At 62.9% G+C, this 14,686-nt stretch carries 15 protein-coding genes; 3 read left to right on the top strand and 12 right to left on the bottom strand.

Going from position 1 to position 14,686, the window contains the following annotated elements; genetic code table 11:
• Positions 1 to 13: 13 nt before the first annotated feature.
• The 5 genes from B5V02_RS36895 to B5V02_RS36875 are packed head-to-tail and all read right to left on the bottom strand — an operon-like array spanning position 14 to position 4,268.
• Positions 14 to 403: a hypothetical protein gene (locus tag B5V02_RS36895; protein ID WP_111548861.1), complete on the bottom strand. Its 390-nt coding sequence runs from the start codon at positions 401 to 403 to the stop codon at positions 14 to 16.
• Positions 404 to 445: 42 nt separating this feature from the next.
• Complete coding sequence (locus B5V02_RS36890) at positions 446 to 1,426, bottom strand: hydroxyacid dehydrogenase (RefSeq protein WP_111548860.1); 981 nt, start codon at positions 1,424 to 1,426, stop codon at positions 446 to 448.
• A gap of 5 nt (positions 1,427 to 1,431) precedes the next feature.
• Positions 1,432 to 2,148, bottom strand: a complete 717-nt coding sequence (locus B5V02_RS36885) for a FadR/GntR family transcriptional regulator (RefSeq protein WP_111548962.1) — start codon at positions 2,146 to 2,148, stop codon at positions 1,432 to 1,434.
• Between the two features lie 2 nt (positions 2,149 to 2,150).
• Positions 2,151 to 3,320, bottom strand: a complete 1,170-nt coding sequence (locus tag B5V02_RS36880) for a mandelate racemase/muconate lactonizing enzyme family protein (protein WP_111548859.1) — start codon at positions 3,318 to 3,320, stop codon at positions 2,151 to 2,153.
• A 60-nt stretch (positions 3,321 to 3,380) separates the two neighbouring features.
• Entirely contained in the window at positions 3,381 to 4,268 is an 888-nt protein-coding gene (locus tag B5V02_RS36875; RefSeq protein WP_111548858.1) for a sugar phosphate isomerase/epimerase family protein, read from the bottom strand.
• 400 nt (positions 4,269 to 4,668) lie between these two features.
• Between B5V02_RS36875 and B5V02_RS36870 the strand changes: the two genes are divergently transcribed.
• The 3 genes from B5V02_RS36870 (at position 4,669) to B5V02_RS36860 (ending at position 7,939) form a co-directional block, all read left to right on the top strand.
• Positions 4,669 to 5,724: a sugar phosphate isomerase/epimerase family protein gene (locus B5V02_RS36870; protein ID WP_111548961.1), complete on the top strand. Its 1,056-nt coding sequence runs from the start codon at positions 4,669 to 4,671 to the stop codon at positions 5,722 to 5,724.
• Positions 5,725 to 5,860: 136 nt separating this feature from the next.
• Positions 5,861 to 7,048 (top strand): Gfo/Idh/MocA family protein, encoded by a 1,188-nt coding sequence (locus tag B5V02_RS36865; protein ID WP_111548857.1) that lies wholly within the window; start codon positions 5,861 to 5,863, stop codon positions 7,046 to 7,048.
• Positions 7,049 to 7,087: 39 nt separating this feature from the next.
• The gene (locus B5V02_RS36860) at positions 7,088 to 7,939 is read left to right on the top strand and encodes a sugar phosphate isomerase/epimerase family protein (protein ID WP_111548856.1); all 852 of its coding nucleotides are present in this window, start codon (positions 7,088 to 7,090) and stop codon (positions 7,937 to 7,939) included.
• A gap of 158 nt (positions 7,940 to 8,097) precedes the next feature.
• Here the strand turns inward: B5V02_RS36860 and phnE (B5V02_RS36855) are convergent, their stop codons facing one another.
• The 7 genes from phnE (B5V02_RS36855) to phnL all read right to left on the bottom strand — a co-directional run bounded on the left by phnE (B5V02_RS36855) (position 8,098) and on the right by phnL (position 14,684).
• Complete coding sequence (phnE, locus tag B5V02_RS36855) at positions 8,098 to 9,465, bottom strand: phosphonate ABC transporter, permease protein PhnE (protein WP_111548960.1); 1,368 nt, start codon at positions 9,463 to 9,465, stop codon at positions 8,098 to 8,100.
• Between the two features lie 103 nt (positions 9,466 to 9,568).
• Positions 9,569 to 10,525 (bottom strand): phosphonate ABC transporter, permease protein PhnE, encoded by a 957-nt coding sequence (phnE, locus tag B5V02_RS36850; RefSeq protein WP_111548855.1) that lies wholly within the window; start codon positions 10,523 to 10,525, stop codon positions 9,569 to 9,571.
• Between the two features lie 54 nt (positions 10,526 to 10,579).
• Complete coding sequence (gene phnD, locus B5V02_RS36845) at positions 10,580 to 11,488, bottom strand: phosphonate ABC transporter substrate-binding protein (RefSeq protein WP_111548854.1); 909 nt, start codon at positions 11,486 to 11,488, stop codon at positions 10,580 to 10,582.
• 92 nt (positions 11,489 to 11,580) lie between these two features.
• Positions 11,581 to 12,429: a phosphonate ABC transporter ATP-binding protein gene (gene phnC, locus B5V02_RS36840; protein WP_111548853.1), complete on the bottom strand. Its 849-nt coding sequence runs from the start codon at positions 12,427 to 12,429 to the stop codon at positions 11,581 to 11,583.
• Positions 12,430 to 12,562: 133 nt separating this feature from the next.
• Positions 12,563 to 13,273, bottom strand: coding sequence for a DUF1868 domain-containing protein (locus B5V02_RS36835; RefSeq protein ID WP_111548852.1), 711 nt, complete (start codon positions 13,271 to 13,273; stop codon positions 12,563 to 12,565).
• A gap of 89 nt (positions 13,274 to 13,362) precedes the next feature.
• Entirely contained in the window at positions 13,363 to 13,980 is a 618-nt protein-coding gene (locus B5V02_RS36830; RefSeq protein ID WP_111548851.1) for a DapH/DapD/GlmU-related protein, read from the bottom strand.
• On the bottom strand, positions 13,977 to 14,684 hold the full coding sequence (gene phnL, locus B5V02_RS36825; protein ID WP_111548850.1) for a phosphonate C-P lyase system protein PhnL: 708 nt from the start codon (positions 14,682 to 14,684) through the stop codon (positions 13,977 to 13,979). Before phnL ends, B5V02_RS36830 begins: the two co-directional genes overlap by 4 nt.
• Between the last annotated feature and the right edge of the window lie 2 nt (positions 14,685 to 14,686).

Genomic DNA, 14,686 nt, shown 5'->3' with positions numbered 1-14,686 from the left:
GCCGATCTGAGTATCAGTGCGACGAGCAGTGCTTGCGTTCGCTGTCTTTGGCGGTGCGTACGATGCCGGTCGCGACCAGCCAGGGCAGGCTGTACTCCTTGCCGGTGATGGTCTGCGTGCGATGCTCGATCGACCCCCTGACAACGATCTTTCCAGCGTAAAGCGCGTCTGAAAGATCCGTTATCGCCTTGTCGGCCTGCGGCAATCCGCTGCTGTCGATCGACACGCCCTTGATGATCGTGCCGTTGGCAAGATCGAGCGCACTGTTCGACGGGCAGGGCGCCTTGAAGCAGCGCAGCCCGTTGTCGCAATAGACATAGCTGCTCTCGGCTGCGGCAAGCGACGGCACGATGCCTGTCGAAGCGGTGGCAACAAACAACAGCGCGGAGCGAAGTCTGGACATGGGAGCGAGCCTCGCCAGAAAATGAGGCGAAACGGCGATGTGCTACACGCTCGCCGAAAACCGTCGCCGGTAGTGATCGACAACTTCGGGGTTGCGCAGATTGACCGGCAGTTTGTTGGCCAGCACCAGCAAGGCTTCCCCCGCCGCGCCGACGCCCATGCGCATCATCGATTCCTCGGTGATGCCGGCCATGTGCGGGGTTATGATGACATTGTCGAAGCCGAAATAGGGATGGCCTGGCGGCAGCGGCTGCGTCGAAAACACATCGAGTGCGGCACCGCCGATGCGGCGTTTCTGCAAGGCGTCGATCAGCGCGTCGTCATCGACGACCGGTCCGCGAGATACGTTGATCAGCAGCGCATTGGGCTTCATGCGGGCGATCCGCTCGCGGTTGATCAGGCCGCGCGTCTCCGGCGTCAGCGGGCAGCACAGAACGATGATGTCGCTCTGCTCGACCAGGGCGTCGATCGACAGGAAGCCGACTTTCTCCGGCGCCGGCTGCATGCTGCGCGTCGTTGCCACCACCTTCAGGTCGAAGCCATGTGCGGCGATATGGCCAACCGCCTGGCCAACGGCGCCAAGGCCGACAATGCCGATCGTCTTGCCGGCAAGCTCGCTGTTGGAATTGGCGTGCTCGCGGCCGGCGAGCCAGCCTTTCGCGCGCAGGTCGCGGTCGACGATGCGGAAGCGGCGAAGCAGGGCAAGTGCCGCAAACATGACGTGTTCGGCAACCGAGCGGGCATTGACCGCCGGCACATTCGCCACCAGCACGCCGGCTGCGGTCGCTGCTTCCATCGGGATCATGTCGAGCCCGGCGCCATGGCGGATTGCCGCCCTCAGCTTCGCGGCACCCTCGAAAAGCTGTGGCGGCAGAGGAGCGCGCACGATGACGATGTCAGCGTTCTTCGCCTCGGCGGCCAGCGTGCCTGGATCGAGAGCAGAGGCGACGACAAGCTCGCCGGCGCCGGCCAGCATGGCCGAGGCGCGCGGATGCAAGGGGTGTGTGGTGAGGATGCGTGCCATGTCGGTCAGGCTCTTTCGAGCGTCGGGCTTTGAGGTTCCTCGCCGTGGCCCTCGATCAGGCCTTTCCAGTAGCTCTCGGCGCCCTGCAGATGAGCACTCATCAGCGCCTGGGCGAGATTGCCATCGCGGCGCAGCAGCGCCTCATAGATCTGGATATGCTCGGCATGCGAGCGCACGCTGCGCTCGGGGTCGTTGAAATAGATCGGCAGGCGCTGCTCGCCCATCATGTAGTAGACGCTGCAGACATTGTGGAAGACGCTGTTCTTGGTCGCGCGCACGATCTCGAGGTGGAATTCGCGGTCTTCCTTGGCCAGGCCTTCGCCTGCGGCGATGCGCTCTTCCGACGCTTTCAGGATTTCGCGCAGCCGCTCGAAATTCTCCTCGGTGGCGCGCGAACAGGCAAGTTCGGCCGCCTTGATCTCGTGGATCTTGCGCAGTTCGACCGTCTCGTAGATCTGGATCGGATCGAGCGGCAGGCCGGCGCGCGCAAACAGCGCCATCGCCTCGACGCTGGCCTGCTTGGTGTCGATATAGATGCCGGACTTGGCCCGACGCTCGACGATGCGCATGGCTTCGAGGATGGCGAGCGCTTCGCGGATCTGGCCGCGGCTGACGCCGAAATGCTCCGCCAACTCACGTTCCGACGGCGTTCGACCGGTCTCCTTGTCCGAATGGGAGAACAGGTAGGCGGCGAGTTCCGCGAGAAGGTTCTTTTCTTTCATCGTCAACCGCGTTGCGCGTGCGCCTCCAGGAACCGCTCCGAAATGGTGAATCCCAGACCCGGCTTTTCCGGGATCGCTATCATACCGTCCTTGGCTTCGACAGTCTCTTCGATCAGATCATGGATCATCGGGTTGGCGCCGAGCGAATATTCGACAGTGAAACTAGCCGGCGAAGCAGCGCAGATGTGCAGCCCGGCGAAGAAGCAGGGCGCTCCGGCCCATAGATGCGGCGCAAAGCGCAGGTTGAAGGCGCTGGCAATGGTGCCGATCTTCATCGCTTCGCTGATGCCGCCGCAGAAGGCAGGATCCGGCTGGAAGATGTCGGCGGCCTTGAGCACGGCAAGGTCGCGGAAGGCATAGCGCGTCGCCTCGCTTTCGCCGGTGGCGATCGGAACGGCGCCGCTTGCCCGCACTTCAGCCATGCCCGGCTTGTCGTCAGCAATGATCGGCTCCTCGAACCAAGCGAGGTCCAGATCGTTGACGAGGTGAATGAAGCGCTTGGCTTCGGCCACCGTGTAGGTGCCATGGGCGTCGACCATCAATTCGACATCGGGGCCGAGCGCCTGCCGTGCGGCACGGACGCGGGCGGCGGAAACATGCGCGGCGCCGTCCATGGCGCCGATCCGCATCTTCAGCGCCTTGAACCCGCCCCCGGCGATATAGGATTTCAATTGCTCGCCGATGGCATCGGCGGCCGCCCAGCCGCCGGATGCGTAGGCCGGCATGCGGTCGAGCTTGCGGCCGCCCAGCAGCCGCCAGACTGGAACGCCAAGCGATTTGCCGAGGATATCCCAGAGCGCGATGTCGACGGCACTGATGGCAGCTATGCTCATGCCGCGCCGCGCCAGTTGCGGCATGGCGTGGCCGGCGCGGGCGGCGCTGTCGTGGCGCACGCCGTTGTAGAGCATCTCCCAGATGACGCCGATATCGGCCGGATCGCGGCCGATCAATTGCGGCCCGACCTCATGGTTCAGCATGTGGACAAGCGCCCCGTAGCTGCCGGCGCTGCCGGCGGCGTTCTTGCCTTCGCCCCAGCCGACCAGCCGGTCATCCGTCTCGATGCGCAGGATGGCGGCGTCAAAGGTCGTCACCTGACCGAAGTCGCTGCGGTGTTGCCGAGCGGCTTCGATCGGGATGCGGATCCACCAGGCTTGGACGGACTTGATGCGCATGGTCTTCCCCGGCCCTGCCGCCGGTCAGGGCGGAAGGGCAAATTCCCAACAGGCAGTCGGCTACTTGATCAGCGGCAGCAACGTTTCAGCGGTGATGCGCATCTGGTCGGTGTAGAATTTCTCGGTCAGCACGCTGGAGCCGTGATCCTGGATGAACTTCAGCTGTTCGGGCGAGATGTCGACCGGGTGGCGCTCGACCATGTCGGGATAGGGTGCGGCCGGTGTGCGGTCGACGGGTGCTACGAACTCGTTGGTCAGGGCGCCGTCGTAACCGACCTCCTTCAGCGTGGCGACGATCTTTGGCCAGTCGATCTGGCCGAGGCCGGCGGCGAAACGGTTGTTGTCGGCGACATGGAAGTCGAACAGGCGCTTGCCGACCTGCCGGATCGCGTCGTGGACGTTAAATTCCTCCATGTGGATGTGGTAGGCGTCGAGGCAGACGCCGCATTCGGGGCTGACCGCGTCAGCCAGCGCCAGGGCCTGGGCGCCGCGATTGAACAGATAGGTTTCGAAGCGATTGAGCGGCTCGACAGCGATCTTGACGCCGACCTTCTTGGCATGGGTGAAACATTCACGGGTGGCGTCGACAACCCATTTCCATTCCTCTTCCTCGGTGCCGTCCGGCACCACCTTGCCGACCGTCGCTGGAACCAGCGTGATGATCTCGCCATCGAGTTCGCTGATCATGGTCAGCACGTCCTTGACATACTGCACGGAACGCTCGCGTTGGCCCTGGTCCCTGGCGGCGAGGTTGCGCTCGCCCAGCATCAAGGTCACAGCGCCCCAGCAGCGGATGCCATGCTCCTTCAGCAGCGCCCGCGTCTCCTTGGTCTTGTACTGCTCGGGTTCGCCGGAAATCTCGATCGACTCATAGCCGAATTTCTTGATGCGCTTGAGCGTCGTCTCTAACGGTTCCGCTCGCATCCAGTTGTGCGTTGAAAGATGCATGGTCTGTCCTTCCCAAATTCGTCTTTATGGTTCGCCTGCGACATGAGTCGCCAAAAGGCGACGCAAGGGTTCCTCCCCAAGGCATCCCCAGCCTTTTCTCGCAAACTGGTTCGACCAATTGGGCCTAAAGCGAGGTCTACAGCAATTTCTTCTGGACGGCAAGAAGCGGCGGTCTGCTACAGTCCACCTGGATTATTTCATTGATTACATTGAGATATATATCCCCTTTTCGCATGCCTGAAGGGCTCCGATGATGCACTGCGAGGCTTGACCAAATCCTCGCATTTGGTAATACCAGAATGGCGGCGCGCACAAGCGCCCGGTGTGAAAAGACCAAAGTGGCTGGCCCTGCTTCCAATCGGCGCTATGCTCGGTCGCGAGAAAATGAGGAAGGATGCCGATGCCGACGACAATGAAAGGCCCTGGACTGTTTCTGGCGCAGTTCGCGGGCGATGCCGCACCGTTCAATTCACTGGCTTCGATCACCAAATGGGCGGCTGGTCTCGGCTACAAGGGCGTGCAGATCCCGACCTGGGACGCGCGCTTGTTCGATCTCAAAAAGGCGGCCTCTTCCAAGGCCTATTGCGACGAGGTGAAAGGCATCTGCGCCGACGCGGGCGTCGAGATCACCGAACTGTCGACGCATCTGCAGGGGCAACTGGTGGCGGTGCATCCGGCCTATGACGCGCAGTTCGATGGCTTTGCACCGGCTTCGGTGCACAACAATCCCAAGGCGCGGCAGAAATGGGCGGTCGAACAGATGAAGTTCGGCGCCAAGGCCTCGCGCAATCTCGGGCTGAATGCGTCGGTGACCTTCTCCGGAGCGCTAGCCTTCCCTTACCTCTACCCTTGGCCACAGCGGCCGGCCGGTTTGATCGAAGAGGCGTTTTCCGAACTCGGCAAGCGCTGGAAGCCGATTCTCGATGTCTATGAAGACAATGGCGTCGATGTCGGCTACGAGATCCATCCTGGCGAGGATGTGTTCGACGGCGCCACCTTCGAGATGTTCCTCGACGCGGTCGGCGGCCACAAGCGCTGCAACATCAATTACGATCCGTCGCACTTCCTGTTGCAGCAACTCGACTATCTCGAATTCATCGACATCTATCACGAGCGCATCAAGGCGTTCCACGTCAAGGACGCCGAGTTCAACCCGACCGGGCGGCAAGGCGTTTATTCAGGCTATCAGAGCTGGACCAACCGCGCCGGCCGCTTCCGCTCGCTCGGCGACGGACAGGTGGATTTCGGCGGCATCTTTTCCAAGCTGACGCAGTACAACTATGATTCCTGGGCGGTGCTGGAATGGGAATGCTGTCTGAAGCATCCTGAAGACGGCGCGGCAGAGGGCGCGCCGTTCATCCAGCATCACATCATCCGGGTGACGGAAAAGGCATTCGACGACTTTGCCGGCGGCGCCACCGACAAGAAAGTGCTGCGCGGCATGATGGGAATCTAGCGCCGCAGTCCCTCCCCTCGAGGGGAGGGTGGCCCGAAGGGCCGGGTGGGGTCGGTTCATGCCGAGCTCTACCTCTACGACCCACCCCGATCCGCTGCGCGGATCGACCCTATCTCAGACACGAGGGAGAAAAAACATGGTCGGCGCATCGAAGTCGGAAACGGGAGGCGGCCCGATCCGCTACGGCATGGTCGGCGGCGGGCAAGGCGCCTTCATCGGTGCGGTGCACCGCATCGCGGCGCGCATGGACAATGATTTCGTGCTGGTCGCCGGTGCGCTGTCCTCCGATCCTGCGCGCGCCAAGGCCTCGGCCGCCGAACTCGGGCTCGACCCGGATCGCAGCTACGCCTCCTACGCCGAGATGGCCAAGGCCGAAGCGAAACGCCCCGACGGCATCGAGGCGGTGGCCATCGTCACCCCCAACAATGTCCATGTGCCGGCAGCAAAAGCTTTCCTGGAGGCCGGCATCCACGTCATCTGCGACAAGCCGCTGGCAACGACGCTAGCCGAAGCCAAGAAGCTCGCCGCCGTGGTCGAGAAGACCGGCAAGGTGTTTGTGCTCACCCACAACTACACCGCCTATCCGATGATCAGGCAGGCCCGCGAGATGGTGGCCAAGGGCGTGCTCGGCGACATCCGCATCGTGCAATCCGAGTATCCACAAGACTGGCTGACTGAAGACCTCGCCGCCACCGGCCAGAAGCAGGCGTCGTGGCGCGGCGATCCAAAACAGGCAGGCGCCGGCGGCGCGCTGGGCGACATCGGCACGCATGCCTACAATCTGGCGCGCTTCGTCTCGGGACTGGAGCTCGATTCCCTGTCAGCCGATCTCGACGCTTTCGTGCCGGGACGACAGCTCGACGACAATGTCAACGTCATGCTGCGCTTCAAGCCTGCCGGCAAGACGCATCCGGCCAAGGGCATGATCTGGGCCAGCCAGGTGGCGCCGGGCCATGAGAACGGGCTGAAGCTGCGCATCTATGGCTCGAAGGGCGGGCTGGAATGGGTGCAGGCCGACCCGAACTATCTCTGGTACACGCCGTTCGGCCAGCCAAAGCAGCTGATCACCCGCAATGGCGCCGGCGCGCTGCCGGTGGCGGGGCGTGTCAGCCGGGTACCATCAGGCCATCCCGAAGGCTATCTCGAAGGTTTCGCCAACATCTACCAGGAGGCCGCGCGCGCGATCCGCGCCGCGCGCAAGAAGGGTGGCAAGCCGGCAAAGGATGTCGTCTTTCCGACCATTCAGGACGGCGTCGAGGGCATGGCCTTCATCGAGGCCTGCGTGAGGTCGTCGAAGAAGAATGGGGCCTGGACGAAGCTTTAGTCTGAATGGATCTGGGGGGACCAAGGGGGAGAGGCGTCGATGAAAATCGGCATGTGCATGTTCTTGTGGACGACGGCGGTGTCGAAGAAACACGAGCCGTTGCTCCGCGACATCAAGGCAACCGGTTTCGATGGCGTCGAGATACCGATCTTCACCGGTACGCCCGACGACTACAAGAAATTGGGTGAGCTGCTCGACCGTATCGGGCTGGAGCGGACCGCGGTTTCAGCGATGGGCGATCCGGCGATGAACCTGATCGCGGCCGACGCCGCGACCCGCAAGGCTGGGGTCGACTACATGAAATGGGCAATCGACTGCGCCAATGCGCTCGGCGCCAGCACGCTGAGCGGCCCGCTGCATTCGACGCTCGGCGCTTTCTCCGGCTCCGGGCCGACAGCCGCCGAGAAGAAGCGCTCGGTCGCCTCGCAACGCGCCATCGGCGACCATGCCGGCAAGAGGAACGTCACCATCGGGCTCGAGGCGCTCAACCGCTTCGAATGCTATCTTCTCAACACGATGGCGGATCTGTCCGAGCATGTCGATGCCATCGACCGGCCGCACATCAAGGCGATGTACGACACGTTCCACGCCAACATCGAGGAGGCTGACCCGATCGGCGCCTATACAAAACACCGCGGGAATGTCGTGCATATCCACATCTCGGAGAATGATCGCGGCGTGCCGGGGCGCGGCAACATTCCGTGGAAGGAAACGTTCTCCGCCATCCGCAAGAGCGGCTATGACGACTGGCTGACGATCGAGGCGTTCGGCCGTTCGCTGAAGGACCTGGCGGCGGCCACCAAGGTGTGGCGTGATTTTTCCGAGAGCCCGGAAGCCGTCTATCGCGACGGCTACAAGCATATCAAGAATGGGTGGAAGAAAGCGGCATAGGGCGTGTCGATATTCAGGTGAGGCCGGTCTGCAAATGCCGGGTTCCTGCGCTTCCGGTACTCACGTACCCAAAAGTACGCTCCGTTGCGGTGCTCGGAACCCAGCATTTTCGACTCGGCCTGACCTGAATCTCAACACGCCCTGAAGCGCCGGGATCGTTAACCCTGCTCGGCCTGGATCCTGTTGTAGTCGTGGATGGTCCGGCTCAGCCGGCGGCGCAGGAAGTTGGATATGTTGTCGAAGATGAACACGACGGCCAGCGTCAGCAGCACCATGTAGAAGACGTTGGCCCAGTTGGAGTTGGTGCGCATCGCTTCCCACAATTTCAGACCGATGCCGCCGGCGCCGACGGCGCCGATGATGGTGGCCCCGCGGGTGTTGGATTCCCACTGGTAGAGCGTCTGGCTGATGAAGACCGGAATGACCTCAGGCATCACCCCATAGCGCTGCACCAGCAAGCCGTTGGCGCCGGTCGACTTGATGCCCTCGCGCGGTTTGTCGTCGATATTCTCGAGACTTTCCGAATAGGTTTTGCCCAGCGTGCCGATCTCGGTGAAGAAGATCGCGGCACTGCCGGCCAGCGGGCCGGGGCCGAAGGCGCGGGTGAAGAACAGCGCCCAGATCAGCATGTCGACGGAACGCATGAAGTCGAAGAAACGCTTGAGCACCTGACTGAGCAGCCCGTTCGGCGTGATGTTGCGGGCGGCGAAGAAGGCAAGCGGGAAGGCGACGATGCCACCGAGCAGCGTGCCGAGAAAGGCCATGACAATGGTCTGCAACAATTTAGTCCAGACGTCGCCGTGCTGCCACTGGGCGTTGTTCCAGATATTGTCTCCCGCCAGCGCGAGGTTCGAGGTACCGGGCTTGAGTTCGGGGCCGGACACGATCAGCGAGACCACTTCACCGGCCGACTTGCCGAAGAAGGGCGAGCGCGTGTCGAAGACGAAATTCGCCCAGCCGAGGAAGCGCTTGCGGACCTTGACGCGGTCGACGGTGACGCGCACTTCGCCGGCGAAGCCCATCTTGGCCACCACCTCATCGTCATGCGCGGTGATCCAGTCCGGCACCGGGCCCGAGATCACCGGCTTGCCGTCGGTCAGCGACACCGGCACCGTCTCGCCATTGGCCACGATCGTCGCCTTGCTCTTGTCGAAGGTGACGGACTTGCCGGGGCCGTCAATCAGGACGCTAAAGGTGCCTTCCGCGTTCTTGATGACCCAGTCTGGATTTGGGTTCTCGCCGAGCGCGGAAAAGCGCGGGTATTTCGGCGTGATCTCAGGCTGGTCGAGGCGGAACTCGGGCTGCAGGTCATAGCTGACCCACTGTGACAGGAAGAGTGGCAGGCGTTCCCAGCGCGATTCCCGCAGCACTTGCGGCAGGCTGAAGAACCACAAGGCATAGATGAGGTAAAGCAGGATGCCGACGAACAGGAACAGCGGGGCGAAGCGCTTGTACAGCGGCCGCTGGAACACTTGCGGGTAGCGTTCCTCGATCGACCGAATTTCGTCGGCGGTCATCGTCGCCATGATCAAGAGCCTGATCCATCCCGATAGAGCCGGGATGGGGCTCTATCTCTTGGTTTTGCCATGATCTTTTCCGAAAACCGGATTCCACTTTTCGGGATCATGGCTAAGCACCCATCAGGAAGGCTTGTTCGCCGACCAGCTTGCGGCGCAGCCAGGCGGAAAACTGGTCGATAATGAAGATGGTCGTGAACAGCAGCAGTACCAGCGCCAGTGTCTTGGCGCCGAAGCCGCGTGAGATCGAGAGTTTCAATTCCTCGCCGATGCCGCCGCCGCCGACGGCGCCGATGATGGTCGAGGCGCGCACATTGATCTCGACCCGGAGCAGCGTGTAGGACATGAAGTTGGGCAGCACCTGCGGCAGGTCGGCAAAGCGCACCCGCTCGAACCAGTTGGCGCCGACCGCCCTCAGGCCTTCCTCGGCGCGCATGTCGATGTTCTCGTTGATCTCATAGAACAGCTTGCCGAGCGCGCCGATCGAATGCAGGCCGATGGCGATGATGGCAGCGATCGGACCGGTCGAGACAATGGCCGCGAAGAGGCCGGCAATGACGATCTCCGGAAAGGCGCGCAGCAACTCCATGAAGCGCTTGACGACGAGCCTCAGCACCGGATGCGGCGTCAGGTTGCGTGCGGCGATGAAGGAAAACGGCACGGCGAAGATGAAGCCGATAAAGGTCGACACCAGGGCCACGTTCACCGTGGTCAGCATGAGCTCGAAATATTCAGGGATGTAGAACCCGCCCCAGACATAGACACGGCCGAGCGGAAAGTTGAATTCCTGGGTGCCGGTGTCATGCGGCGAGGCAATGTCGAACAGCGCCCGCCAGACGTCGTTCCAATCCTTGGGGACCAGCCAGCTCAGGAAATCCAGAATGTGCGGCAGCCGGTCGAAGAAGTGCCCGGCATTGGCTTCGTCGGCGAACCGCATGCTCGCGAACATCGCGGCAAGCAGCAAACCGACGGCGAGCACTGTATAGAGCCGGCGCAGCGATATCTGGCGTCGCCAGGCATCGGCCATCTGGTGGGTGGCGCCGGAGGGTGCTGTCACGGAAAGGGTCATTATCGGACACACAGAAAGGGCGGTGCTTTGAACACCGCCCTTCTGATTTCGCCGTCAGCCGCCGATGGCTGCCTTACGGGCTTCGACGATGACGCTGTAGAAGTCCGGCTTCACCGGAACGTAGCCGGTGAAATCGCCGCCTTCGACGCCCTCGAAGCAAGCCTGGTCCTTCTTCGGCAGATCGGTGAAGAAGGCGGTCAGCTTGGCGGTCATGTCGTCGCCGAGCGCGGTGCGCACGACCAGCGGGCCGTTCGGGATCAGGCCCGAGCGCCAGACTTCGACGAAGTCGTTGGGGTCGACGGCGCCCTTGGCGACTTCCTTGTGGAAGGTGCCGGAGGTGTAGCCGTTCTTGAAATCGCCGATGCCCGAGGAATCGTCCACCGCGACATCAACCTTGCCGTCGCGCACGGCGAGGACATTGTTCTCGTGGCCGCCGTTGAACTGGGTCGAAGCGAAGAAGGTTTCGTTCGAGGCGCCGGTGTCCTTCGGAATCTGGGTCAGCGGGATCAGATAGCCGGAGGTCGAATCCGGATCGGCGTAGCCGAGCTTCTTGCCCTTGGCCGACTTGATGTCGGTGATGCCGGAAGTCTTGAGCGCCAGGCCGATCGAATAATAGCCGGTGGCGCCGTCGGTCTGCTGGGTGGTGAGGATCGGGGTGACCGCCTTCGGGTCCTTGATGTAGACGCTGGCATAGCCGGAGGCGCCGAGTTCGGCGAAGTCGAGGGTGCCGCCGAGCAGGCCCTGGATGACGCCGTCATAGTCGGCGGCGGGGAACAGCGAGACCTTCTCGAAGCCGAATTCGGTCTTGAGGTGGTCGGCCAGGCACTGGTAGTTGCGCAGCCGGTCGGTTTCGTTCTCGCCGCCAAGGATGCCGACGCGGAATTCCTTCATATCGGCGGCGTGGGCCGCGCTGGTCGCCATGGCGAGCACGGAAACGGCGCTAAAAACCATCTTCCTGAACATTGGATATCTCTCCTGTAGGTTCCGGCCCCGCGCCGGTAGCGTTCGTTATTTTGACAGGTGCCCTTGACGCGGGCTGGCGATCCAGGTCGCTCTCAATATCCCGGGAATGCGGGCTCGAGCGGTCCGGCGGATGCGGTGATCTTTTGCTTGTAGGCGATGCTGGTCGAGGTGATGGCCTCGGAGATTTCGCCGCCATTGCTGTCGGCGCCATAGACGAGACGCACGGCCTCGCGGTTGAGCTCTTCCGGCGGGCCGTCGAAGACGACCTTGCCAGCGGCCATGCCGATGATGCGGTTGCAGTAGGCGCGGGCGGTGTCCAGCGTGTGCAGATTGGTGACGACGGTGATGCCTTCACGCAGATTGATGTCCTGCAGCGAATCCATCACCACCTTGGCGTTGAGTGGGTCGAGCGACGCGATCGGCTCGTCGGCGAGGATCACCTTGGGCTGCTGCATCATGGCGCGGGCGATGGCGACGCGTTGCTGCTGGCCGCCCGACAAAGTGCCGGCAGGCTGCATTGCGGTGCGGGCGATGTCGAGCCGCTCGAGCGCGGCGACCGCCTCGGCGCACTCGGCGCGGGAAAACATGCCGAGCAGGTTTGACATGGTCGAACGATGGTTCAGCTTGCCGAGCAGCACATTGGTCAGCACATCGAGGCGCGGCACCAGGTTGAACTGCTGGAAGATCATGGCGCAGTCGCGCTGCCAGCGCCGGAGCGGCGAACCGCGCAGCTGGGAGACCTCGGCGCCGTCAAAAAAAATCGATCCCTGGCTGGGATCGATGAGACGATTGATCATGCGAAGAAGGGTCGATTTGCCAGCACCCGAACGGCCGATAATGCCAACCATCTGGCCCTGCGGGATCGAGATGTTGATATCGCTGACGGCGGTGTTCTTGCCAAATCGTCGGGTGACGCCGCGGATTTCGAGCGTGGCTGACATGGTCGTTTCCAGTCCAGTCGCGTTGAAGGTCTGTTAGGACTTCGCTAGCGCAGCGCCATGAACCTGCGGTGTCGGATTGATGTCAGTTTTGTTACTGCCCACAGGTGCGGCGTCAGGCGCCTGTTGCCGTCGATCAGCCGAGCACCTGCAATTCCTCGAAATGCTCCATGTCCCTGAAGCCGCAGAAGGCCGGCGCTCTGATCTCGATCACGGGAGCCTGCCGCGCGACAAGCGCGAGAGAGTCATCGAACAGTTGCTGCCATGCGGCCGCCCTGTCGTCCGCAAGACGCTGGATCTGATAGGCGAAGGTGATGTGGAAGACGTAGCTGTCGTGATCGGGATGCCGGTAGCCGAACGGCACCGCCAAGGCATCGCGCCAGGCGCGCATGATGCGCACGTCGTCGTCCGTCGCGCCGGCGACGGTGAGGCCGGTCGGCACGATTTCGACCACCTTGATGTTGAACGGGCCGAAGCCCTTGAAACCCTTCAGGCGTTCCAGATAGAGGCGGGTCATGACGTCGATGCTGGTGTCGAGCGGCACGTCATGCGGCCAGTAGGGCAACCGGCGGCGATATTCGATGATGCCTTGGAACAGCGTCATGTGCAGGCTGGAGACGGGGGTGAAGGCCAGCCGGTCGGCGTCGGGCATCGCCAGCATCCGGTCGCGCACCGCAAGCACCACGGCCTCGGAGGGCGAACCGCTGACGAGATGGCTGACGACGGTGTTGCCGGGCTCGATCAGGAAATTGCCTGACGTGTCGTAGCGCGTGCCGAGATGAACCGGTGGCTTCGGATTGGAGCCGGCAAAGAATCCGGCGAGCGAGGGTCTGACAGAAACAGGCATTGCGATCTCCAGGGGGGGAACACCGCGTCCTGCCCCGGCGATGTGTCAGGGATATGAAACAGGCGCGCTCATGACAATGATGTGAGCGACTATCCCCGGTATTTCTCCAGGAAGGCCTCGGCCGACAGTTCCCGGAAATCATCGAGCGCTGTCCGCAGCCTTGCATGGTCCCAGTCCCACCAGGCGAGCGCCTGGTAGCGTTCGGCCGTGCGGCGATCGAAGCGCTCTCGGATCGGCCTGGCCGGCACGCCGCCAACGATTGTGTAAGGCGCGACATCCTTCGATACGACGGCACCGGCGCCGACCGCGGCGCCATCGCCGACAGTGACGCCGGGCAGGATGGTCGAGCCGTGACCGAGCCAGGTGTCGTGGCCGATGGTGACCCGCTTGGCGCGTCGCTGGGCGAAGAATTCGCTCTCATGCTCGGCGTCGTCCCAATAGTCGGAGGCGCGGTAAGTGAAATGGTGCAGCGTCGGCCGCCATGTCGGGTGGTTGGTGGCGTTGATGCGCACGCTGGCTGCAATGTTGGAAAACTTGCCGATGGTCGCGCACCAGACGGCGCAGTCCTGCATCATGTAGGAATAATCGCCGAGGGTGCTCTCGGAAACCCGGCTGCGGTCGGCGATCTCGGTCCAGCGGCCAAGCGTCGAGTTCTGCACGTCCGCTGTCGGGTGGATCAGCGGCGTCTCCGAGAGCTTCCTGGTCATGCGGCGATTTTTCCGGGCGCGAAAGCGGTGACGTCGATGATGCGGTCGGCGACCGCCTCGCGCACGTCGTGGTCGTGGAAGATGCCGAGCAGGGCGACGCCCGCCGCTTTCTTGGCGGCGATGAGTTCGATCACCACGTCGCGGTTCCTGGCATCGAGCGATGCGGTCGGCTCGTCGAGCAGTAGGATCGGGTGCTCGGTGATGAAGCCGCGCGCGATGTTGACGCGCTGTTGCTCGCCGCCGGAGAAGGTTGCCGGCGGCAACGCCCAGAGCTTTTCCGGCAGGTTGAGCTGCGCCAGCAAGGCGCGTGCCTTGCCGCGCGCGCTCTCGCGGTCCTCGCTGCGCTCGACCAGCGGTTCGGCGACGACATCCAGCGCCGAGACGCGCGGCACGGTGCGCAGGAACTGGCTGACATAGCCGATCATTTGCCGGCGTATGGCAAGCACGGTGCGCGGGCTGGCGGTGGCGAGATCGATCAGCCCGTCATCGTGCATGACGATGATCTGGCCCTCGTCGACGGCGTAGTTGCCGTAGAGCATCTTCAGGATCGAGCTCTTGCCGGCACCGGACGGGCCGCCGAGCACGGTGCATTCGCCAGCCTTGATCGAGAATGAGACACTGGCAATCACCGGCAATTTGATGCCGTCGCGCAGATGCATTGTGAAGCTCTTGGCGACGTCGGAAACAACGAGAGGCGTCGGCATGA

The organism is Mesorhizobium kowhaii (genome assembly GCF_003253745.1).
Taxonomy (GTDB): domain Bacteria; phylum Pseudomonadota; class Alphaproteobacteria; order Rhizobiales; family Rhizobiaceae; genus Mesorhizobium; species Mesorhizobium kowhaii.
Note: the sequence above shows the minus strand (reverse complement) of the source record. Positions and strands in the feature narration are given on the sequence as shown.